Source organism: Enterobacter cloacae complex sp. IR5402 (genome assembly GCF_049238125.1).
In the GTDB taxonomy this organism is placed as follows: Bacteria; Pseudomonadota; Gammaproteobacteria; order Enterobacterales; family Enterobacteriaceae; genus Enterobacter; species Enterobacter hormaechei_C.
In genome coordinates, this window is sequence record NZ_JBMKHO010000004.1 from 236749 (window position 1) to 257135 (window position 20387).

Consider the following 20387-nt stretch of genomic DNA (forward strand, 5'->3'; position numbering starts at 1 on the left):
TGGGAGAGGGACGGGGTGAGGGCATCAGGCCGCAGGTCTTGCTCTCACCTTTTTATTTTCATTCCTCCCACCTCCCACGCTTTTTTTCTTCCTCGCTGCTGCGATAATTACCTTAATGGCTTTGCAGAGGAAAACACTATGGATTACGAATTTCTGCGCGACATCACCGGCGTGGTGAAAGTGCGAATGTCGATGGGGCACGAAGCCGTTGGACACTGGTTTAACGAAGAGGTGAAAGAGAACCTCGCGCTGCTGGATGAAGTTGAGCAGGCGGCGGAAACGGTGAAAGGCAGTGAACGCTCCTGGCAACGCGCCGGGCACGAATACACCCTGTGGATGGATGGCGAAGAGGTGATGGTGCGCGCCAACCAGCTTGAGTTCTCGGGTGATGAAATTGAAGAGGGGATGAGCTACTACGACGAAGAGAGCCTGTCGCTGTGCGGCGTGGAAGACTTCCTGAGTGTGGTGAATGCCTACCGCGACTTTATGAAACAGAAGTAACTTCCCGAAGCGTCCCTGCTCCGGGTCACGTTTACACGGTCGGAATGTTACGGCCGTAGTAAATTTCGCGCATCTCTTTCCAGAGCAGGTCGGTAATGACCTTTCGCTCTTCCTCACTTAAATCTTCCGGCTTCGTGTGGAACATGTAGTGCTTAAGGTCGAATTCCTTAAGTAACATTTTGGTGTGGAAGATATTCTCCTGATAGACGTTCACATCCATCATGTCGTACAGCGACTTCATGTCCTCGGACATGAAGTTCTGAATGGAGTTGATCTCATGATCAATGAAGTGCTTCATGCCGTTGATATCACGGGTAAAACCGCGTACGCGATAATCAATGGTGACGATGTCCGATTCCAGCTGGTGGATTAAATAATTCAACGCATTCAGCGGTGAAATCACGCCGCAGGTGGACACTTCAATATCCGCGCGGAAGGTACACAGCCCGCCTTCCGGGTGGCTTTCCGGGTAGGTGTGCACGCAGATGTGGCTTTTATCCAGGTGAGCAACCACCACTTCCGGCAGCGGGCCGGGGTGTTCGGTTTTGTCGATAAGCTGTGGGTCAACCGGCTCTTCACTCACCAGAATGGTGACGCTCGCACCCTGAGGCTCATAATCCTGGCGCGCGATATTGAGGATGTTCGCGCCGATAATCGAGCAGGTCTCTGTCAGGATCTCGGTCAGACGGTTGGCGTTGTAGAGTTCATCGATATAGGCGATGTAACCATCGCGCTCTTCTGCTGTTTTGGCGTAGCAGATATCGTAAATACAAAAACTCAGGCTTTTGGTCAGATTGTTAAAGCCATGCAGTTTAAGCTTTTTCAATTAGTTCACCTCCTTTGAGGACAGCGCGTCTTGCAGATATTGAGGCAACGCAAAGGCTGCGGTATGAATAGCCGGATTGTAGTATCGGCACTGTAGACCTGCCTGATGGAAGCGGGCCTGAATAATTTCGGTGGAGAGATGACGTAATACGTCGTTATCCGTCGCCCAGGCAAAGGTCATGATACCGCCGTAGTACGTCGGAATGGCCGCCTGATAGAAGCTGACGTCAGCAAAATAGGTGCTCAGCTTACGGTGGCTATCAAGCGCTTCATCCTGTTGCAGGAAGCAAACGCCGTTTTGCGCCACAAAAATTCCGCCAGGCTTCAGGCAGCGCTTGCAGCCTTCGTAAAACGACGAGGTAAACAGCGACGCGCCCGGACCGATAGGGTCGGTACAGTCAGAGATAATGACATCAAACGTTTGCGTGGTCTGGTTAACAAAATTGACACCATCGTCGATAACCAGATTAAACCGCGGATCGTCATAGCTGCCGGCATTATGGTTGGGCAGATACTGGCGGCAGAACGACACGACCCCGGCGTCAATTTCCACCATGGTGATGGTTTCGACATTCTGATGGCGAGAGACTTCACGCAGCATCGCGCCGTCGCCGCCGCCGATAATCAGCACGTCCTTCGCGTGGCCGTGGGCCAGCAGCGGGACGTGGGTCATCATTTCGTGATAGATAAACTCGTCGCGCTCGGTGGTTTGCACCACGCCGTCCAGCGCCATCACGCGGCCAAAAGCGGCGTTTTCGAATATTATCAAATCCTGATGATCGGTTTTCTCATGATAGAGCACGTTATCCACGGCAAAATACTGACCAAAATGGTCGTGCAGCGTTTCTTGCCATACCGTTTTTTCGGTCATGGGGAGCACCTCCTTCGTTAACATCCATTACATCCGGCAGATGGGCGCAACACAACACCACCGTGAGGCGGTTAGCGGGTCAACAAGGGGCGTCGGGAAGGTTACTTCACGTAGGCGAGCAGGCTGAGTGAATCGCGAGCCAGCGCTTTGCATTTTTTAGCAGTGGGAATGCCAATACCGCTTAAATCACGGTAGCTGTCTTCACCGAGCGCCTTCATGTCGAAGCTGTCGTAGTTGCTGAGGTCCCATTGATTCTGCTGGGCAAAAAAGACCAGTGCGCGACGAATTTGCCCATTGGGTAAATTCTGGTAACCACAATCGTTTTTCAGAAAAACAAAAACTGCCGTCAGATCGGCCATATCTTCCGCTTCGTTTTCACTTAGCGCGTAACTGTTCGCACACATCGCCATCAGGCTGGCGAACAAAATTGTTCTGAAAAACGTCTTCATTGCCTTTACCACTGCATCACGGAAAATTAACGTTAGCATACTTGATGCCAGGCCGACGATCTTTATTATTGCCGCCGTGCTTGACCTTCCGGTAAGGGGAGGGTTTATGCTCAAAAGATCGCCTGCTGAAAATAAGGAAATGCACATGCAACGTCGTGATTTTTTAAAATTTTCTGCCGCGCTGGGGGTTGCCAGCGCGATACCTCTCTGGAGCCGCGCCGTTTTTGCCGCCGACAGACCGGCTTTACCCATTCCTGAATTACTCGCCCCAGATGCCCGCAGCCGCATTCAGCTTGTGGTGCAGGCCGGTAAAACCACGTTCGGTCAGCACGCCGCCACGACGTGGGGCTATAACGGCAATCTGCTCGGCCCGGCGTTGCAGTTACGCAAAGGGAAGGCGGTGACGGTAGACATTCATAACACGCTTGCGGAAGAGACCACGCTGCACTGGCACGGGCTGGAAGTCCCGGGCGAAGTGGATGGGGGGCCTCAGGGCGTCATCAGGCCTGGTGGTAAACGCAGCGTAACCTTTACCCCGGAACAACGCGCGGCGACCTGCTGGTTCCACCCGCATCAGCATGGCAAAACGGGCCATCAGGTGGCGATGGGGCTGGCCGGGCTGGTGCTGATTGAAGACGATGAAAGCCGCCTGCTGCGCCTGCCGAAACAGTGGGGTATCGACGATGTCCCGGTGATTGTGCAGGATAAAAAATTCAGCGCTGACGGGCAAATTGACTATCAGCTGGACGTAATGAGCGCGGCGGTAGGCTGGTTTGGCGATACGCTGCTGACCAACGGCGCGATCTACCCGCAGCATGCCGCGCCAAAAGGCTGGCTGCGCTTACGTCTGCTTAACGGCTGTAACGCCCGCTCGCTGAACTTCGCCACCAGCGATAAACGCCCGCTTTACGTAGTGGCAAGCGACGGCGGCCTGCTGCCGGAGCCGGTGAAGGTGAGCGAGCTGCCGATGCTGATGGGCGAGCGCTTCGAGGTGTTGGTGGATATCAGCGATGGCAAAGCGTTTGACCTGGTGACCCTGCCGGTCAGCCAGATGGGGATGGCCGTCGCGCCGTTTGATAAGCCGCATCCGGTCCTGCGCATTCAGCCGCTACAGATCACCGCCTCCGGTACGCTGCCGGAGACCCTCACCACGCTGCCAGCACTCCCGTCGCTGGACGGGCTTACGCAGCGTAAACTTCAGCTCTCCATGGACCCGATGCTCGACATGATGGGCATGCAGGCGCTGATGAAGAAGTACGGCAATCAGGCCATGGCGGGAATGCATCACGGCCAGATGGTGGGCCATATGAATATGGACCACGGCAATATGGGCGGCATGGATCACGGCGGCCATGGTTTCGATTTCCACAATGCCAACCGCATCAACGGCAAAGCGTTCGATATGAACACGCCCATGTTCGCCGCCACGAAAGGGCAGTTTGAACGCTGGGTGATTTCAGGCGAAGGGGACATGATGCTGCACCCGTTCCATATCCACGGCACGCAGTTCCGTATTCTGTCTGAAAATGGTAAAGCGCCGGAGCCGCATCGCGCGGGCTGGAAAGATACGGTGAGGGTGGAAGGCGGCGTCAGCGAGGTGCTGGTGAAGTTCGACCACGAGGCACCGAAAGAGTTTGCCTATATGGCCCACTGTCATCTGCTGGAGCATGAAGATACGGGGATGATGCTCGGTTTTACCGTATAAAAAAAGCCGGGTGGCGGCTTCGCCTTACCCGGCCTACATATGGAAATCGTAGGCCCGGTAAGCGTTAGCGCCACCGGGCTTTTTCGTTACTTAGCGTCGTCAGGCAGTGCATACGCGACAATATAGTCGCCCATCTTCGTGCCAAACGAACCGTGACCACCCGCGGAGATGACAACATACTGTTTGCCATTCACTTCATAGGTCATCGGCGTTGCCTGTCCACCGGCTGGCAGACGGCCTTGCCACAGTTTTTCACCGTTGGTCATGTTGTACGCGCGCAGGTAGTTATCTGCGGTTGCCGCGATAAACAGCACGTTACCGGCGGTGGAGATTGGGCCACCCAGCATTGGCATACCCATATTGAACGGCACTGGAACAGGCATCGGGAACGGCATGCTGTCCTGTGGCGTACCAATACGTTTTTTCCAGACGATCTTATTGGTCTTCAGATCCAGACCGGAGATATAACCCCAGGCAGGCTGTTTACACGGCAGACCGAACGGAGAAAGGAACGGATTCAGAGTAACACCATAAGGAACGCCATACTGCGGCTGGATACCGGCTTCGGTACCGCTGCCTTTCGCATCTTTCGGCTGCTCCATTGGGTTACCCGGACCGCGTGGGATCAGACGGGAAACGAACGGCAGCGCCATTGGGTTAGCGATGGCGACCTGACGGTTAGGGTCAACGGAGATCCCACCCCACTCGAACATCCCCAGGTTACCCGGGAAGACCAGCGTGCCCTGCTCTGAAGGCGGCGTGAAGATGCCTTCATAGCGCAGTTGATGGAACATCACGCGGCACACCAGCTGGTCAAACATGGTGGCACCCCACATGTCTGCACCGCTGAGATCTTTCTTCGGACGGAAGCTCAGGTCAGAGAACGGCTGCGTTTTGGTGACGTAGTCGCCTTTGGCCGCGCCCTGCGGAACCGGTTTTTCTGGCGCAGGAACAACCAGCTTACCGTTGCTGCGATCCAGCACGAAGATGTTGCCGGTTTTGGCCGGGGCGTAAATCACCGGAACGGTTTTACCGTTAACGGTAATGTCCGCCAGCGTCGGCTGGGACGGCATATCCATATCCCACAGATCGTGGTGAACGGTCTGGTAGCTCCATGCCAGTTTACCGGTCGTTGCGTTCAGCGCCACGATGGAGCTGGCGTAACGTTCCTGCTCCGGCGTGCGGTTACCGCCCCAGATATCCGGCGTGGTCACGCCCATCGGCAGGTAAACCAGGTCCAGCTTCGCGTCATACGCTGCCGGTGCCCAGGAGTTCGGTGAGTTAAAGGTAAAGGTGTGTTCATCGGATGGGATCGCGTTAGGATCTTTCGCGCCCGGGTCGAAGGCCCACAGCAGTTTACCGGTGTTCACGTCGAAACCACGGATAACGCCGGAGGTTTCGCGGGTAGAGAAGTTATCCGTTACCGAACCGGCAATCACGATGGTTTTATCAGTGATGATTGGCGGGGAGGTCGGCTCATACAGACCCGGCGTAGTGTCCGGCATGTTGGTCTGAAGATTCAGAATGCCTTTGTTAGCGAAGGTTTCGCACAGCTTACCGGTCTCAGCGTTGATGGCAAACAGGCGGCCATCGTTCACCGGCAGCATAATGCGGCGAGGACAGTCGGCAATGACTTCCGGGCTGGCATTATCTGCGCGCGCTTCGTGGTAAGAGACGCCGCGGCAGGTGATGTGCTGGAACGACGGGTTGGAGTTCAGCTGTGGATCAAAGTGCCATTTCTCTTTACCGGTGGCCGCGTCGAGCGCGAACAGGCGCTGGTGCGCCGTACACAGGTAGAGCATGTTGCCCACTTTAATCGGGGTCACTTCGTTGGTCAGCTCACCCGGATCGTTTGGCATCTTCAGGTCGCCGGTACGGAATACCCAGGCTTCCTTCAGGTTTTTCACGTTGTCCGCGTTGATCTGCTTCAGCGGGGAGTAGCGTTGACCTTCCTGGTTACGACCATAAGCAGGCCAGTCACCGTCCGCCACCTGCGAAATAGCCGCAGCCGGCGTGGATTCCGCGTTCAGCGTGCCATTGATCTCCTGCGGGTCGTTAAAACCGGCCCAGGTCAGGATGCCGCCACTAATCAGCAGAGCAACGACCAGACCGGCCACGGCGCCACTGGAAGGGACAATCAGACAACGCCAGACAAACGGCAGGATCAGCCAGATACCGAAGAAGACCAGAATGTCGCTGCGCGGCGTCAGCGCCCAGAAGTCGAACCCGACTTCCCAGACGCCCCAGATCATGGTTGCGAGCAGTAACGCTGCGTACAACCACAGAGCAGATTGTTTTCTGCGTAAAAGCAGGACGGTTACGCCAACCATAACCAGACCCGCAATCGGGTAGTACCAGGAGCCGCCAATCGCGACCAGCCATACGCCACCGATTAACAAATACAGCGCGCAGAATGCGGCAAACGCGGCTGTTAATGTCACCAGTAGACGCGGCTGTTTAGTTTTTGTTTCAGCCATAGAAAAGTACTCGTCAGTTTTGTTAATTATTTGCTAGCAATTAATTATAGGTATTAACAACTGTGATCGGAATCACAAATATTGCTTTTTATAACTCATACGCCAGGCTTATCCATTTACTGGTATAATGGCTGGCTTGCGTATCGATGCCGGAGCGAGAGTCATCCGCATTGAGAGATTTTCACTAAAATCATTTGGTTAGTAATATGAAACATACTGTTGAAGCAAAAAACCATGTGTTTTCATGCTTTTAGGTGATTTCATGTTTTCTATGTTTTGATTTTTATTATCAGTAAGATACGATGTTTTATGTTCGTATGTTTATGCGATTTTTTCGACTGTAGCAACGAACGGTGTATCAATCGGTGTATCAATCGCATTCACGAATCCAAGTAGGGCGGGCTATGGCGGGCACTAACAAGCTAAGTGATAAAAAGCTCAAGGCACTTCAGGGGACCAGCCGTAATGCGCCAGAAATGTATGCTGATGGTGAAGGTTTAAGTGTCAGGGCATCAAAACAAGGCCAATTAAGCTGGGTTTTTTCGTACCGGCTGGGTGGAAGGGGTAGCAAACTCGAACGTTTAACACTTGGCCGTTACCCGGATTTGTCGCTAAAAGCTGCGAGAGAAAAGCGGGAAAAGTGCCGTCAATGGCTGGCTGGTGGACTTGATCCAAAAACAGAGCTTGAACTGAGCACAGAAGAAACGCTTAAACCTGTGACAGTACAGGATGCTCTCGAATACTGGCTGGTTAATTATGCCAGGAGAAAGCGTAGCGATGAAGAACTGGTAAGGGCACAGCTACGCAAGCATATTTACCCGCGCCTTGGTCGTTATCCACTTTCCAGATGTGAAACCCGTCATTGGGTGGCCTGTTTTGATGAAATAAACCAGACTAAGCCAATGACCGCCGGTCGCATGTTTCAGATTTCCAAACAGGCGTTACGTTTCTGCAAAGTTCGCCGTTATGCTGCCAGTGATGCCTTGGTTTTTCTCACCATTCAGGATGTAGGCCAGCCATCCGGCCAACGTGACCGCGTTTTGTCAGATAGCGAACTGGCTGATGTATGGCGCTGCACAGACAGCGAGGATCAGCAGCCGTATTATTCACGGCTTCTCAAAATGTTGGTGCTGTTTGGTGCGCGAACGATGGAGGTTCGTCTCTCTCGATGGTCAGAGTGGGATTTTACCTCGTGGATTTGGACAGTACCGAAAGAGCACAGCAAAACCCGCGAGAAAATTGTGAGATCGATACCCGAAGCAATACGTCCGTGGCTGGAAGAGTTAAAACGCGAGACTGGTAAAACGGGACTATTGCTGGGAGAAGATCGCACGCGTCAGGCTGTATCATTGAAAGGGCGCAGGCTTTTTAAAGATTTTCACCATAACGAGCCGTGGACATTGCATGATTTACGCCGCACGTTCTCCACAGGGCTGAACAATATGGGTATAGCACCGCATATAGTCGAGCTGTTGCTGGGCCATGCCTTGCCAGGCGTTATGGCGATTTATAACCGTAGTCTGTACTTGCCTGATAAGCTGGATGCTCTGAATAAGTGGTATGATCGATTAGAACTTCTTGCGGGTAATCATCAAAATGTGCTTCTGTTACCTGTAATGAATAGAGATTAAACTGATATTGCGGGCCTAGGTCGGCCAACCGAAAAGCGGGAAACCCTACCCGCTTGGCTCGCAAGTTATTAGGGGCGTTGGGGGTGACGAATGAGTTCCAAAGGCAATTTGCCGGAAATATATTATTACAGGCTGGAGAGTGCTGTAAAAGAAATTCCGGGGGCTACGGTTGAGCATTTTATTCACTATGCATCTACATTGAGGCTTGAGCTATGTGTAAAAGTGAATTCTCCTGATTTAGTGAAAGGCATGGGAGTTATTCTTGATGAAGAGAATCTTGAAAAACGTTATACAAGCATGAGAGAAGGTGAGAAGAATGGCGAACCATTCCCCTCTGCCCACTATTTTGTTGATATTTCTGGACGGTTTGGTCATATAGAGATGTCATTAATCGATAGTCCAGACGAGGATTGTAAAGTTCCATCTGATATATGTGCTGTTCTTGCAATTGACGGTCATTCAATATCAAAAAATGAGACTGCTCTTCTTAAAGGGAAAGCGGTAACTAGCGGTATGCTATATATGCCAAGAAGCTCCGAGTCTGAGAGTAAAGATTTTCTATTTTCACCTTATTCTATCTGGATGAATGAATGTTTTTCTTTTGATATAAATGATATATATGTATTTAGCGATGAAATAGAAATTTTAAAAAATGGTGTGGGTGCACTCAAAAATAAGATTAGTGGTGACGCTGGCTATAGCCCTGTTATAGAACGACATTCTAAAAATCGTCTTGATGTTATTATGGCCGCTATGTCTTTTAAAGAACGATACCCTAGCGATTTTAACAGTGTTTGTTTAAAACCTGATGGGAGCTATAACTTCACAGAGTGGGCCCGCCAAGTCCTAGATCGTCCTCATTTATTCAAAGACTGTGTAGTTAAAATAAAGTCAGTGGATACTGTTCAAAAGTTTATCTCGGATATATATAAATCTCCTGATGATAGACGGTAGAACCCACCTCTAAGTGGTAGACGGGGGGCTTTAAAGACCATATACCCCCTTTTATACAGCAATACACCCCCGCTTGCCTTTAGGGCTAGTTTTAAGGTTTATATCGATCACATAGAATTGCTTCCACAAACTTGAGTACAGTGGAGGCAACATGCCAAATATTACCTTTATCCCGCCAAACCCTGAACAACGCCGCACCATTCTGGAAGAGTATGGTTTCAAGTTCGATCGCCGTATTCGTGAAGATGAGTGTAGTGAAATTACCAGTCTATCTCGTTCCAGTCGCTGGAAAATGGAGCAAGAGGAGCGCTTTCCTCTGCGCTGTCACTTTGGCCGCAATAGCTGCGCTTGGCTTCTTTCCGATGTGCTTTGGTGGGTTCGCAACCCTCCCGTCGTGAAAAATGTAAATAACCCGTACAGTCGCAAATCCGCTTAATTAGCTACAGGTAATCAACGATGAAAAAAATAAATGCCCGCGCGGGGCAGGGGTTCGATCACTCTGAAAACAGCCTGATTGATAATTCAGTACCAACGATGAGCAGCTTGCAAATGGTTGAATACATCAATGCTGAGCGGAAAGCAAAGGCCGAAGCGGAGGGGATGACCTTCCCATGTAAAGAATACCGGGTACTGCAACACAAGGATTTTCTCAAGAAAACTCCGAAGGTTTTAGGTGTGGAGCACTCAGCGAAATTTTTCGCTCAGTACAAAGACAGTACAGGACGATATTTGCCTTGCTATCAGTTCCCTAAGCGCGAAGCCTGCCTAATGGCTATGAGCTACAGCTATGAACTTCAGGCGGCAGTATATGACTACATGGAAGAACTGGATCGCCAGAAGGGCGGTTATCTGGCCCACACCATCAATGAACTTCAGCATATTGTTGCTTCCGCTCGTCAGTTCTCCGATGAGGATTCGAGTGATGCAGGTCTTCGACTGAGAAAACGTCAGGATGATTTGGTGCTACTGGAGAGAGCGGAATATCTGGTTAAAAACCTGAGTCAGTTACCGCTTAACTTCGGGGGAGGTACTTCTGGTGATAAATAAAACAAAAGCGGCCATGCAGGGCCGCCAATGTCACTACCAAAAACTTAAGCAAAGTCAGGATACCAGGGTTAATGCTGGTGGTCAAAGCCTGAGCGCTCCTGTGATTTCAGGAACTGCGCCATTGGCGCATACCCCATTTCCCCAAATCTGGGGAGATCTGGAGCAGCGTGCAGGGTCTACTGCAATACAGCATACCCCGGAGATATCCCGTAGTTTCGACCGTTACCCAGATATTGGGTATCACTCCTTGTCGGCTTCCTTGGCCTTTTTACGCTGGCGGCGTTTGATCTCTCCGCGCATCGAAGTGACGATAAATCCTGCACTGCTTTCACCATCATCTTTAAGCGATTCCATTTCTGCCACGACTTCATGCGGCACCCGAACAGTAAAGAGTTGTGATTTTGCGTTTTTGTTAGAGGTTGCCATTACTGATTCCTTTGTTATTTGGTGTGTATCAGTATATGCAAAAAAAAGTTATGCGCAATGCTTGAAGTGTGTATCACTTGAGTGTAGCTTTAAAAGTGATGGTGAAACACACCTCGTAAATAACGAAGCCCGGCAGTGCAGCAACACTAACCGGGCCTCTGACCACAATGTTATCGGAGCTAACAATATGGCTGACTTACAGCATACCCAAACTCGCCCTGAATTTACATGGAGATTTCTCTCCGCTTCTGAGCGCTACCCTACCGCCAAACCATTGGTGATCTACGTCAACGCATCCAGCGAACAGGAGGCCCGCGACACTATGCCGGGTGTAAACCTCATTTTTGCTGCACGTCTGCCATTCCATGCCTTTCAGGCTATGGAGGTACATCATGCGTGAATTAACCAATAAAAGTGCGTCAATAGCCTGTGAACTGGCTGCGTTGTTGATGGTTGTCGAAGAGTGCGACGTTGATCAGGTTGAGCGTGAAAACCTTATCAGTCTGGCCAGACGAGTATCGGATCAACTTGCGGCAAGCATGGTGGAGCAGAATGAAACGGGAGCGCTCAATGGATAACTTTTACACCTACCGCAGCAAAAAAGATTTGCTGTTACTGGCGCAAGAGGTTGCTGCGCTTATGTCATGTGCTGCTTACCTTTCAACTATCAAGGGGGAGGCGGAGCGTATCCATGTTGTGAGTTTAACGCACCTGGCTCAGCGCCTTTCTGACGAACTGGCAAACTCACTGGATATTTCTACTTTTTCAGACCCTGAAACTCAGGAGGCAAGACCATGATCAGCAATGTGAAGTTTAACGAACTGGCTAACCGCGTTGATCTGCTGGTTGAGAAGGTCTTGCGCCTTGAGGCTCAGGTTAAATCACTTACCGATAGTCAGGGCGGAGAAATCCCTCCGGGTATGACGCCAGTAGCAACACTGGCTGCTGAATACGGTATCTCAACCAAAAAGGCTGAGGAGCTGGCGAAAAACACAGGGGTGATGCTGGTTAAACTGAAATCAGGCGGGTTCGTTGCACCTGATGAAAAGTTCAGGGAAGCGGCACGGTTGGTGCTGCGCAGTGCTAAGCGTAAATATGGCTCTGCGTACTGGTTCCATCCCCTGATCGGTAAATTCCAGATGAGCGGAGGTATCCCACAATGACCGATATTTTTGAAGTGCTGGGATCATTGTTCAGTAAGCTCACTGAAACCATTATTGCTCACCAGATAGCGGAAACCGGTTCGGCAACCTTGCTGGTGGAGAGCGATAAGTATATGGCCCGTTATCGCTTCACGCTTGAACCAGTAGCCACTTATAACGTGTTGGCGAAAACAATGGTTTTCGGTTGTGCTAAAGAGTTTGGCCGTGATCAGGGATTAACAAGGCTGCGCGATATTCTGCTGACCTGCTTTACCGACGATGGCGATATTAGCGAAATGGGGTTGCAGATAGTGAAAAGCTGCCACCTTGAGTACCTGCATGAAGACCTGGGCGCGGATATGTCCAATAAGGTGTTGCACTGATGAAGATGAAGAATGCCCCGAATATTAAATTCCTGCCGAAAGATAAATTTACAGAGGCGATTATCTTTGCGGGTGAAGATGCCTATTCACATGTGCAGCACTGGATCGAGAGCGAAGGTAAAAGGGCATGGGATGATGTACCGCCTGTTTATCTGGGTAAAAGGCAACTTGCGGAACTGGAACGGTTAAACATCGTTGATAACGGCCGTCGCAGTGTTCGTGTGATCCGCGCTGGCGAACTTTCCGAAATGCAGATAAGCACTATCGCAACCAAACTGGCGCTGGCGGATGTGAAAGAGGCCAGGCTGTTTAATGGCATGTTTGAGCCTCAGCCGAAGGAGGACTGGACGGGCAGGCTTCCACGTCTCAAAGAAGAGGCCGAACGCGGGGAAAGTATTGTGGTGAACCTGCCTGTGAAAAAACGGGAGCCAAAGCCTGAACAGGGCGATGAACTCAAACCCCGCGTGGAAAGCCGCAGCGATGGCCTGTACTGGATCACGCCAAAGGTGGACAAGGATAGTGGCGAGATCATCAATAACGAAACGTGGCTGTGCTCGCCTCTTGAGGTGGTCGGCTCCGGTAGTGACGGGGCAGAGCGCTATCTTGTTTTGCGCTGGCGTTCTCCGCGTGGTCATGAAGATATTACCAGGGCGATCCCCTGTGCTGATATCGGTGAGCGCGACGGCTGGCGCTCACTTAAAGCTGGTGGGGTGAATGTGACCACTAAAAGCACCTTCCGGGCGATTCTGGCCGACTGGTTGCAGCAAAGCGGCACTGATCGGGAATGGATTATCACCCATACCACTGGCTGGCATCACGGCGCATATATCATGCCTGATGGTGAAGTGATTGGTGATCCAGAGACGCCCATTCTCTTTAACGGTCGCAGCGCTGCATCTTCCGGGTATGCCATTGCTGGTACTGCTGCCACCTGGCGGGATTCCGTCGCCCGTCTGGCCGGGGGCAATCCGTCCATGATGCTGGGCGTGGCAGCGGCATTATCCGCGCCGCTTATTGGCCTGGTGGGTGCTGATGGTTTCGGCGTCCATTTGTTCGAGCAGTCGAGCGCCGGTAAGACCACTACCGCCAATATTGCGAGCAGCCTGTGGGGTGAGCCTGATGCGTTGCGGCTTACCTGGTACGGTACTGCGCTTGGCATAGCAAACGAAGCGGAGGCGCATAACGACAGCCTGTTACCGCTTGATGAGGTAGGACAGGGCAGCAGTGCCAAAGATGTTGCCACGTCTGCTTACACCCTGTTTAACGGTGCCGGAAAATTGCAGGGAGCCAAAGAGGGCGGCAATCGGGAGCTTAAACGCTGGCGCACTGTGGCGATCAGCACCGGGGAAATGGATATTGAAACCTTCCTGGCTGCTGGTGGGCTGAAAGTTAAAGCGGGCCAACTGGTGCGCTTGCTCAACATCCCTATGGAGAAATCGACGGCCTTTAACGGCCTGCCAAACGGCAAGGCTCATGCTGACGCACTGAAAGAAGCCTGGATTGATAACCATGGCGCAGCGGGGCGTGAGTGGGTTAAATGGCTGGCAAACCACCAGCAGGAGGCTAAACAGGCGGTACGTGACGCGCAAACGCGCTGGCGCGGCCTCATCCCGGCGGATTACGGTGAGCAGGTACACCGCGTGGCCGAACGCTTTGCAATCCTCGAAGCCGCGCTGGTAACTGGTGCATCAATCACCGGATGGAGTGAACAGGCCAGCCGTGACGCTATCCAGCATAGCTTTAACGCCTGGGTGAAAGAGTTCGGCACGGGTAACAAGGAGCACCAGCAGATCATCGAGCAGTGCGAGGCGTTCCTGAATGCCTACGGTTTAAGCCGCTTTGCACCGTTGCCCTATGATCCGTCCAGTATGCCGATTCGCGATCTGGCAGGGTATCGAAAGCGCAAAAGCAGCCATGATGATGCGCCGATGGTGTTCTATACGTTCCCCGCAACGTTTGAGAAGGAGATAGCTCAGGGCTTTAACGCCAGGCAGTTTGCCCGCGTGCTTGCCGCTGCTGGCTTGCTTTCTGAGCCGTCCAGCGGGCGTGGATACCAGCAGAAATCCCCGCGTATTGATGGGCGTCAAATCAACGTTTATGTGCTTCACCAGGTTGCGGAAGATGGAGAAGAATAAATTACACATGTGAGGGTTATTAAAGTTGGTTCAGTTGGTTCAGTGTCTATTGGTTATGTTCATATGGCTGTTTTATATGGGTTTAATGTCAAAAAAATGAACCAACACTGAACCAACAAATAGCAGTTTTGAACCAACAAACGGGCAGTTTGAACCAACATTTTAGAACCTCATGGACTGAACCAACATGAAAATATCCAATGTTGGTTCAAATCGGGGCATTGTTGGTTCAATCAACGGAAAATAATCCTTATAAAACAATCATCTTTACAAATTGAACCAACTGAACTAACTGAACCAACATAGTTTTGTATATATACGTGAAAAATAAAGAGGTCATTAATGAAACTGATTGGCAAAGATAACGGGCATATGAGCGATCTTAAGTTTCTCTACAGCGCCGTTGATGAGCTTTCAAATAAAGATGAGATTACGGTGACGGATTTTCTGGCACTGAGCGCTTTTGTCACTTCTGAAAAGCTTGATCTGGAAGCGTACCAGTCTGGGCTGGAAGAAGGGGGGCAAGAGTTGTCGAAAGACGCCAGCGCTTACCTCGATCTTCTACAGAGGATGGCGGCTGATTTGTCGTACCCAACCTCTGGCCTTGAGAACGCTATCCATAGCGCACAATCAACAGCAAGCTGGGCTTTCTATCAGTGGGGGCTGGATAAAGAATAATCATCCTGCTTAGCAAAAAAAGGCCTGGTTTCTCCAGGCCGTCAAGACTACATGAAATAAATATCTTCTCCCCGTTCGAATACATCAATAATGCCGTGGGCTTCTGAGGGGCATTCTCCGTTAGTAATCAGCGTCTCCCAGAACTTCTGATCGAAACGACGGTCGAGGTAAAAATATCGGCAAATTCCTAAGAGATCACCTCGTTCCCATTCAGGCTTGTATCGAACCTGAAGTTCATCCTCTAGCGCGTAGAAGGTGAGCCTTTCTTTTTTTATCCATGCATCATCAAGTCGCTTGGCAAGAAAAAGTGTTTTTTCCTTTGAGGTAGTGAAAAAATCAGCAAAGGGTTCATGGGGTTTTTGCGGGATGCTACCGTCCGTATCATGGAGAGCTGGATAAACTCCAGACTCCCAAGCATACAGGTAAGCATTACTGAACTCATCGTGATGCTTTCCGATATGCATTATCTGAATGCGCTGCTGGTTAAAAAGAGCCTGCATGATGTTGTGGTCAGACATGTTAATCCCTCGTCCAGAGTAAAAAGTAAACCTCAAAACAATATGGTTTATTCCTGCTTTTGTAAATTATTTGTTCTCCTGTTTTCGCTGCTGTTTGCGACAACATAGAGGTGTTTACTCATTGATTATTATGTATATCTTGAAGAGTGGCACTCAGACGTGAGCCGCCACTGGCCGTTAAGTCAAGCTGTAGCGAGTACAGCCTGCGAGAGGCAGAAAAAGATTTAACGGCCTCCCCTCCAAGCGCTGGTTTCACGTCTCTACGTTAATTGATACGGAAACCACTCCATGAAGAAACTACTCGAATTACGCCAGCAGAAAACCGCACTCAAAACCCAGATGCGCTCCATGCTGGACAAAGCCGACACCGAAAAGCGCAGCCTGAACGAAGAAGAGGGCAAAAAGTTCGATGAACTACGCGCCCAGGCTGATGCCCTCGAAGTTGAAATCACCCGTCTTGAAGCCGTCGCCGACGATCAGCGCAATCTGCCTGGCACTTCCGTTGAAGGTGAGCCTGTAAGCAACGACGAGCTGCGCCACTACATCATGACCGGTGATACCCGCTCTCTCTCCACGCTGGTGCAGGCTGACGGCGGCTATACCGTTATCCCTGAGCTGGACAAAGAGATTATGCGCCAGTTGCAGGATGATAGCGTGATGCGCTCCATCGCAACGGTGAAGACCACCAAAACCAACGAATACCAGAAGCTGGTATCTGTGGGCGGCACTACCGTTAATCGCGGTACCGAAGGTGAACCACGCACCGAAACCAGCACGCCGAAGATGGAGCGCGTTGATATCAAACTCAACCCGATCTACGCCTACCCGAAAACCACCCAGGAGATTCTCGACTTCTCCGAGGTAGATATTCTGGGCTGGCTGTCTTCTGAAATTGCCGACACCTTCACCACCACCGAAGAGAACGATTTGGTTAATGGCGATGGTGACAAAAAATCCAAAGGCTTCCTGTCTTACCCTCGCGCGGCCACTGCCGATAAAACCCGCCCGTTCGGTACGCTGGAGAAGATGGAGACCGCTAGCCCGTCCTCTGATGGACTTATCGATCTGCTGTACAAGCTGAAAGCCAAATACCGCAAAAACGCCGTATGGGTGATGAACTCCAACACCGCCGCTACGCTGCAAAAGCTGAAAAACCACAACGGGGATTACATCTGGCGCGATCGTCTGGTTGCCGGTTCTCCCGATACGCTGCTGGGCCGTCCTGTTCAGTATCTGGAAACCATGCCGGATGCGGAGGTAGGTAAAGCGTTCCTCGCGGTTGGCGACTTCAAGCGTGGATATTTCATCGTGGATCACACCACTGGCGTGCGTACCCGTCCTGACAACATCACCGAACCGGGTTTCTACAAGGTGCATACCGATAAATACCTGGGCGGCGGCGTGGTGGACTCCAACGCCATCAAGGTGCTTGAGATTTCCGGCTCCGGTTCCTGATTTGACGTTTAAGGGGCTTCGGCCCCTTTTTGCCCTCTGTGGAGTCCAGTAATGAAAACAATCGATTTTGAAATCCGTACCTCCGAAGTGAGCGCCAGCAACAAAAAGCTGGTGGGCTATGCCGTGCGCTGGAACAGTCTCTCAGAAATTATCTGGGACGAGTTCCGCGAGCAGTTTGCGCCGGGAGCGTTTAAAGACAGCCTGGCATCCGGTAGCGATGTGCGTGCGCTGTACGAGCATAACTATACCCAGCTGCTGGGCCGCACCAAATCCGGCACGCTGGTGCTGTCCGAAGACGATACCGGGCTGCGCTTCGAGCTGACCCCGCCGAATACCCAGCTTGGCAACGATGTGCTGGAGCTGGTGGAGCGCGGGGATATCTCTGGCATGAGCTTCGGTTTTCGTGCGCTGAAAGAGGCGTGGGATATTGCTCAGTCTCCATACCTGCGCACTGTTACCGCTGCCGAACTGCGGGAGATTACCGTTACCTCTATGCCTGCTTATCCTGAGTCTGGCGTGGAAATCGCGCACCGTTCGCTTTTCTCCCAACATCCTGAACTGCGCCGCGCTGGCGATAACCGTCGCCGCTGGGCTGAATTAGCGGGGCTTTGATATGTGGAATATCTGGCCGTTTGGCCGTAAGTCTGAACCCTCCGAACAGCGCAGTATGACCATTGATGAGTGGCTGGCGATGGCAGGGATTCCAAATACCGGATCAGGCGAGTATGTGTCTGCGGGTACTGCGGAATCTCTGCCGGCGGTCATGAACGCCGTATCAGTTATCAGTGAGGCGGTGGCAACAATGCCCTGCTATCTCTACCGCGTCCGTAATGATAATGGTCGTGAGGCGCGAGAATGGCTGAGTAATCACCCAGTGGATTTTCTCCTGAACGAGCAGCCGAACGACTGCCAGACGCCTTACCAGTTTAAACGCACAATGATGCGTCATTGTTTGCTGAACGGTAACGCCTATGCGGTGATCCAGTGGGGGCGCGACGGTCAGCCGCAATCCCTGCATCCGTATGCGCCGGGGGCGGTTGTTCCTGAGCGTATCGGCCAGCATAAGTACAAATACACCATTACTGAGCCGTTTACCGGGGCTGTGCGCACTTACCTCCAGGAAGAGATTTTGCATCTTCGCTATGCCACCGATGATGGTTTTCTGGGGCGCTCTCCAATTTCCATCTGCCGCGAGGCGCTGGGGTTAGGTCTGGCTCAGCAGCGCCACGGTGCCAGCGTTATGAAAGATGGCATGATGGCGGCGGGAGTCATAACCACAAATGAGTATCTCGACAGCGTGAAGGGCAAGCAGGCTATGGATGCGCTGGATCGGTACAAAGGCGCTAAAAATGCTGGGAAAGTGCCGATCCTTGAAGGTGGGATGGACTACAAGCAGCTTGGTATGAGCAACCAGGATGCCGAATGGCTGGCCTCTCGCCGCTTCACCATCGAAGACATTGCCCGCATGTTCAACGTGTCGCCTATTTTCCTCCAGGAATACAGCAACAGCACCTACAGCAACTTTAGCGAAGCGAGCCGCGCCTTTCTCACCATGACCATGCGCCCGTGGCTGGCGAACTTCGAACAACAAATCAAATCTGCGCTGTTGGTGGCCTCCCCGGTTCCGGGAACCCGCTATCAGGTGGAGTTTGACTCTGCTGACCTTCTCCGCGCCACGCCAACCGAGCGTTACGCCACTTATGAGCGAGGCATCAAGAACGGGATCATGAACCCGAACGAAGCCCGTGAGCGTGAGGGGATGCCGCCGCGTGACGGTGGTGATGAGTTTAGCCAGGCATGGAAGCAGGAAGTGAAGATCAGTAAGGACGGCAAGGAAGGTGACGCATGAGAGCCGGGGGACTGAGAAACCGGGTAACTATCCGGGTATTCACTACTCACAGAGATCCATCTGGTCAGGTTATTCAGATCTGGGAAGACGGGGAAACCATCTGGGCTGAGGTTAAGGGGATCAGCGGTCGTGAACTGGTAGCGGCTGGTGCCGAGGTTGCCGAAGCAACGATCCGTGTCTGGGTGCGTTTCCGTCGAGATATTACTGCTGCCAACCGTCTGAAGGTGCTGACTGGCCCGTTTGCCGGGGCGACGCTCAACATTATCGGGCCGCCCATACCGGACTCAGGTATGACGCGCCTTGAGATTCTCTGCAAACAGGGGACCGAGAAATGACTACTGAAATCACCCTGACTGAAGCAAAGCTGCATTGTCGTGTTGATGGCTCTGAGGAGGATGCGCTGATTCAGGCGTACATCGATGCGGCGCTGGAGGTCTGCCAGAAGCATATCGGCAAGCGGTTTGATAACGGGCTGGAGCTCACCCCGGCTATCAAGATTGGTTGCCTGATGTACGTCTCTCAGCTGTACGAGTACCGCACGATGATTGCCGATGCTGAGGCGAAAGAGGTTCCGCTGGCTATCTCTGCGCTGTGGTCTGTCTATCGTGATGTGGGGGTGTACTGATGCCATGGCAGCCAATGCGCCGGTGCACCGAACCGGGATGTAATAAGCGGGTAAGGTCCGGCAAGTGTGACGAGCACAGGCGGGAAGCGTGGCGGGCAGAGGATGCCAGACGCGGCCACCGACGCGCCCGTGGTTATTCAGCCTCATGGGAGAAGTACCGCGCTCAGTACCTTAAGCGCTATCCGCTGTGCGTTGAGTGCCAGAAGCTGGGCCTCTACGTTCCTGCAAAGATTGTCGATCACATCATCCCTATCAATGGCGGTGATGATGTTCTGTTCTGGCCGGAGTGGAACCACCAGCCGTTATGCCAGACACATCATAACCAGAAGACCACGCAGCAGGACCCCATCACCAAAGCGAATCGTAAAGCAGGGCTCTACATCGAGCAGGAAGAGCGGGCAGCACTGCGTAATAACTGGATGTATGAGGCCAGCGATGAATGAGAAAGACGTGGTGAATCTGTATCAGTCACTGGCCCGATGCCGTGATGGCTTTGTGCGGGCCCGCACCAGACGCAATGAGCGCCAGCCAGTGAAGCGCATGAGCGAACGTGAGCGGGAGGTGATGGAATGCTTCCGCAACCGCTGACAGGCCGCATGGACGGGGTGGGGGAGGTTTTCAGGACAAAACCCCAGACGCAAGGCACCGCCTGCCCCCTCAAATTTTTACGCACGGTGATTTTTTTGAAAATAAAACGCGATGGAAACGAGAAATTT

25 protein-coding genes are annotated in these 20387 nt (G+C 52.1%); 20 read left to right on the forward strand and 5 right to left on the reverse strand.

Annotated elements, in window-relative coordinates:
• Positions 1 to 138: 138 nt before the first annotated feature.
• A complete protein-coding gene (yacL, locus tag ACOTXL_RS09920; protein ID WP_032608514.1) occupies positions 139 to 501 on the forward strand; it encodes a protein YacL in 363 nt (120 codons plus the stop codon).
• Positions 502 to 532: 31 nt separating this feature from the next.
• On the opposite strand, the gene speD is transcribed toward yacL, so the two are convergent.
• From speD to ACOTXL_RS09935, 3 genes are all read right to left on the reverse strand, one after another.
• Complete coding sequence (gene speD, locus ACOTXL_RS09925) at positions 533 to 1327, reverse strand: adenosylmethionine decarboxylase (RefSeq protein WP_003856308.1); 795 nt, start codon at positions 1325 to 1327, stop codon at positions 533 to 535.
• The gene (gene speE, locus ACOTXL_RS09930) at positions 1328 to 2197 is read right to left on the reverse strand and encodes a polyamine aminopropyltransferase (RefSeq protein WP_045330972.1); all 870 of its coding nucleotides are present in this window, start codon (positions 2195 to 2197) and stop codon (positions 1328 to 1330) included.
• Positions 2198 to 2298: 101 nt separating this feature from the next.
• Positions 2299 to 2646, reverse strand: coding sequence for a YacC family pilotin-like protein (locus ACOTXL_RS09935; protein WP_003856306.1), 348 nt, complete (start codon positions 2644 to 2646; stop codon positions 2299 to 2301).
• Positions 2647 to 2791: 145 nt separating this feature from the next.
• Between ACOTXL_RS09935 and cueO the strand changes: the two genes are divergently transcribed.
• Positions 2792 to 4351 (forward strand): multicopper oxidase CueO, encoded by a 1560-nt coding sequence (cueO, locus tag ACOTXL_RS09940; RefSeq protein ID WP_032628039.1) that lies wholly within the window; start codon positions 2792 to 2794, stop codon positions 4349 to 4351.
• An 86-nt stretch (positions 4352 to 4437) separates the two neighbouring features.
• Here cueO and ACOTXL_RS09945 read toward each other — a convergent pair whose 3' ends face one another.
• Positions 4438 to 6828: a glucose/quinate/shikimate family membrane-bound PQQ-dependent dehydrogenase gene (locus tag ACOTXL_RS09945; protein ID WP_045350411.1), complete on the reverse strand. Its 2391-nt coding sequence runs from the start codon at positions 6826 to 6828 to the stop codon at positions 4438 to 4440.
• Between the two features lie 404 nt (positions 6829 to 7232).
• On the opposite strand from ACOTXL_RS09945, the gene ACOTXL_RS09950 reads away from it, so the two are divergent.
• From ACOTXL_RS09950 to ACOTXL_RS10000, 11 genes are all read left to right on the forward strand, one after another.
• Entirely contained in the window at positions 7233 to 8459 is a 1227-nt protein-coding gene (locus ACOTXL_RS09950; protein ID WP_045350410.1) for a tyrosine-type recombinase/integrase, read from the forward strand.
• 90 nt (positions 8460 to 8549) lie between these two features.
• Complete coding sequence (locus tag ACOTXL_RS09955) at positions 8550 to 9413, forward strand: hypothetical protein (RefSeq protein WP_045350409.1); 864 nt, start codon at positions 8550 to 8552, stop codon at positions 9411 to 9413.
• Between the two features lie 151 nt (positions 9414 to 9564).
• Complete coding sequence (locus ACOTXL_RS09960) at positions 9565 to 9849, forward strand: helix-turn-helix transcriptional regulator (RefSeq protein WP_072050219.1); 285 nt, start codon at positions 9565 to 9567, stop codon at positions 9847 to 9849.
• Between the two features lie 20 nt (positions 9850 to 9869).
• Positions 9870 to 10460, forward strand: coding sequence for a Rha family transcriptional regulator (locus tag ACOTXL_RS09965; protein ID WP_045350407.1), 591 nt, complete (start codon positions 9870 to 9872; stop codon positions 10458 to 10460).
• Positions 10450 to 11286, forward strand: coding sequence for a host cell division inhibitor Icd-like protein (locus ACOTXL_RS09970; RefSeq protein WP_080338183.1), 837 nt, complete (start codon positions 10450 to 10452; stop codon positions 11284 to 11286). The genes ACOTXL_RS09965 and ACOTXL_RS09970 overlap by 11 nt, the downstream gene beginning before the upstream one ends.
• Positions 11279 to 11464, forward strand: a complete 186-nt coding sequence (locus tag ACOTXL_RS09975) for a hypothetical protein (RefSeq protein ID WP_023332884.1) — start codon at positions 11279 to 11281, stop codon at positions 11462 to 11464. The genes ACOTXL_RS09970 and ACOTXL_RS09975 overlap by 8 nt, the downstream gene beginning before the upstream one ends.
• A complete protein-coding gene (locus tag ACOTXL_RS09980; RefSeq protein WP_045350405.1) occupies positions 11457 to 11684 on the forward strand; it encodes a hypothetical protein in 228 nt (75 codons plus the stop codon). The genes ACOTXL_RS09975 and ACOTXL_RS09980 overlap by 8 nt, the downstream gene beginning before the upstream one ends.
• A complete protein-coding gene (locus ACOTXL_RS09985; protein ID WP_045343091.1) occupies positions 11681 to 12049 on the forward strand; it encodes a hypothetical protein in 369 nt (122 codons plus the stop codon). Before ACOTXL_RS09980 ends, ACOTXL_RS09985 begins: the two co-directional genes overlap by 4 nt.
• Positions 12046 to 12411 (forward strand): hypothetical protein, encoded by a 366-nt coding sequence (locus ACOTXL_RS09990; RefSeq protein ID WP_039671523.1) that lies wholly within the window; start codon positions 12046 to 12048, stop codon positions 12409 to 12411. The genes ACOTXL_RS09985 and ACOTXL_RS09990 overlap by 4 nt, the downstream gene beginning before the upstream one ends.
• The gene (locus ACOTXL_RS09995) at positions 12411 to 14546 is read left to right on the forward strand and encodes a DUF927 domain-containing protein (protein WP_045350403.1); all 2136 of its coding nucleotides are present in this window, start codon (positions 12411 to 12413) and stop codon (positions 14544 to 14546) included. Before ACOTXL_RS09990 ends, ACOTXL_RS09995 begins: the two co-directional genes overlap by 1 nt.
• 342 nt (positions 14547 to 14888) lie before the next feature.
• Positions 14889 to 15224, forward strand: coding sequence for a hypothetical protein (locus ACOTXL_RS10000; RefSeq protein ID WP_023309421.1), 336 nt, complete (start codon positions 14889 to 14891; stop codon positions 15222 to 15224).
• 47 nt (positions 15225 to 15271) lie between these two features.
• On the opposite strand, the gene ACOTXL_RS10005 is transcribed toward ACOTXL_RS10000, so the two are convergent.
• Entirely contained in the window at positions 15272 to 15742 is a 471-nt protein-coding gene (locus ACOTXL_RS10005) for a hypothetical protein (RefSeq protein WP_039671529.1), read from the reverse strand.
• Between the two features lie 288 nt (positions 15743 to 16030).
• On the opposite strand from ACOTXL_RS10005, the gene ACOTXL_RS10010 reads away from it, so the two are divergent.
• From ACOTXL_RS10010 to ACOTXL_RS10040, 7 genes are read left to right on the forward strand one after another with little or no spacing between them, the layout of a single operon-like run.
• Complete coding sequence (locus ACOTXL_RS10010) at positions 16031 to 17197, forward strand: phage major capsid protein (protein WP_045350402.1); 1167 nt, start codon at positions 16031 to 16033, stop codon at positions 17195 to 17197.
• Positions 17198 to 17248: 51 nt separating this feature from the next.
• Positions 17249 to 17809 carry an HK97 family phage prohead protease gene (locus ACOTXL_RS10015; RefSeq protein ID WP_019077813.1) on the forward strand — a complete coding sequence of 187 codons (561 nt, stop codon included), beginning with the start codon at positions 17249 to 17251 and terminating at the stop codon, positions 17807 to 17809.
• A 1-nt stretch (position 17810) separates the two neighbouring features.
• Entirely contained in the window at positions 17811 to 19046 is a 1236-nt protein-coding gene (locus tag ACOTXL_RS10020; protein ID WP_045350401.1) for a phage portal protein, read from the forward strand.
• Positions 19043 to 19381 carry a phage head closure protein gene (locus ACOTXL_RS10025; protein WP_032673047.1) on the forward strand — a complete coding sequence of 113 codons (339 nt, stop codon included), beginning with the start codon at positions 19043 to 19045 and terminating at the stop codon, positions 19379 to 19381. The genes ACOTXL_RS10020 and ACOTXL_RS10025 overlap by 4 nt, the downstream gene beginning before the upstream one ends.
• Positions 19378 to 19671: a head-tail connector protein gene (locus ACOTXL_RS10030; protein ID WP_045350400.1), complete on the forward strand. Its 294-nt coding sequence runs from the start codon at positions 19378 to 19380 to the stop codon at positions 19669 to 19671. Before ACOTXL_RS10025 ends, ACOTXL_RS10030 begins: the two co-directional genes overlap by 4 nt.
• On the forward strand, positions 19671 to 20114 hold the full coding sequence (locus tag ACOTXL_RS10035; protein ID WP_045350399.1) for an HNH endonuclease signature motif containing protein: 444 nt from the start codon (positions 19671 to 19673) through the stop codon (positions 20112 to 20114). The genes ACOTXL_RS10030 and ACOTXL_RS10035 overlap by 1 nt, the downstream gene beginning before the upstream one ends.
• A complete protein-coding gene (locus tag ACOTXL_RS10040) occupies positions 20107 to 20259 on the forward strand; it encodes a hypothetical protein (protein WP_162184623.1) in 153 nt (50 codons plus the stop codon). The genes ACOTXL_RS10035 and ACOTXL_RS10040 overlap by 8 nt, the downstream gene beginning before the upstream one ends.
• The last annotated feature ends 128 nt before the right edge of the window (positions 20260 to 20387 follow it).

Coding starts and splice junctions, on each gene's coding strand:
- yacL (WP_032608514.1), top strand. CDS start 139: ATGGATTACGAATTTCTGCGCGACATCACCGGCGTGGTGAAAGTGCGA.
- speE (WP_045330972.1), bottom strand. CDS start 2,197: ATGACCGAAAAAACGGTATGGCAAGAAACGCTGCACGACCATTTTGGT.
- ACOTXL_RS09935 (WP_003856306.1), bottom strand. CDS start 2,646: ATGAAGACGTTTTTCAGAACAATTTTGTTCGCCAGCCTGATGGCGATG.
- cueO (WP_032628039.1), top strand. CDS start 2,792: ATGCAACGTCGTGATTTTTTAAAATTTTCTGCCGCGCTGGGGGTTGCC.
- ACOTXL_RS09945 (WP_045350411.1), bottom strand. CDS start 6,828: ATGGCTGAAACAAAAACTAAACAGCCGCGTCTACTGGTGACATTAACA.
- ACOTXL_RS09950 (WP_045350410.1), top strand. CDS start 7,233: ATGGCGGGCACTAACAAGCTAAGTGATAAAAAGCTCAAGGCACTTCAG.
- ACOTXL_RS09955 (WP_045350409.1), top strand. CDS start 8,550: ATGAGTTCCAAAGGCAATTTGCCGGAAATATATTATTACAGGCTGGAG.
- ACOTXL_RS09960 (WP_072050219.1), top strand. CDS start 9,565: ATGCCAAATATTACCTTTATCCCGCCAAACCCTGAACAACGCCGCACC.
- ACOTXL_RS09965 (WP_045350407.1), top strand. CDS start 9,870: ATGAAAAAAATAAATGCCCGCGCGGGGCAGGGGTTCGATCACTCTGAA.
- ACOTXL_RS09975 (WP_023332884.1), top strand. CDS start 11,279: ATGCGTGAATTAACCAATAAAAGTGCGTCAATAGCCTGTGAACTGGCT.
- ACOTXL_RS09980 (WP_045350405.1), top strand. CDS start 11,457: ATGGATAACTTTTACACCTACCGCAGCAAAAAAGATTTGCTGTTACTG.
- ACOTXL_RS09985 (WP_045343091.1), top strand. CDS start 11,681: ATGATCAGCAATGTGAAGTTTAACGAACTGGCTAACCGCGTTGATCTG.
- ACOTXL_RS09990 (WP_039671523.1), top strand. CDS start 12,046: ATGACCGATATTTTTGAAGTGCTGGGATCATTGTTCAGTAAGCTCACT.
- ACOTXL_RS09995 (WP_045350403.1), top strand. CDS start 12,411: ATGAAGATGAAGAATGCCCCGAATATTAAATTCCTGCCGAAAGATAAA.
- ACOTXL_RS10000 (WP_023309421.1), top strand. CDS start 14,889: ATGAAACTGATTGGCAAAGATAACGGGCATATGAGCGATCTTAAGTTT.
- ACOTXL_RS10005 (WP_039671529.1), bottom strand. CDS start 15,742: ATGTCTGACCACAACATCATGCAGGCTCTTTTTAACCAGCAGCGCATT.
- ACOTXL_RS10010 (WP_045350402.1), top strand. CDS start 16,031: ATGAAGAAACTACTCGAATTACGCCAGCAGAAAACCGCACTCAAAACC.
- ACOTXL_RS10015 (WP_019077813.1), top strand. CDS start 17,249: ATGAAAACAATCGATTTTGAAATCCGTACCTCCGAAGTGAGCGCCAGC.
- ACOTXL_RS10020 (WP_045350401.1), top strand. CDS start 17,811: ATGTGGAATATCTGGCCGTTTGGCCGTAAGTCTGAACCCTCCGAACAG.
- ACOTXL_RS10025 (WP_032673047.1), top strand. CDS start 19,043: ATGAGAGCCGGGGGACTGAGAAACCGGGTAACTATCCGGGTATTCACT.
- ACOTXL_RS10030 (WP_045350400.1), top strand. CDS start 19,378: ATGACTACTGAAATCACCCTGACTGAAGCAAAGCTGCATTGTCGTGTT.
- ACOTXL_RS10035 (WP_045350399.1), top strand. CDS start 19,671: ATGCCATGGCAGCCAATGCGCCGGTGCACCGAACCGGGATGTAATAAG.
- ACOTXL_RS10040 (WP_162184623.1), top strand. CDS start 20,107: ATGAATGAGAAAGACGTGGTGAATCTGTATCAGTCACTGGCCCGATGC.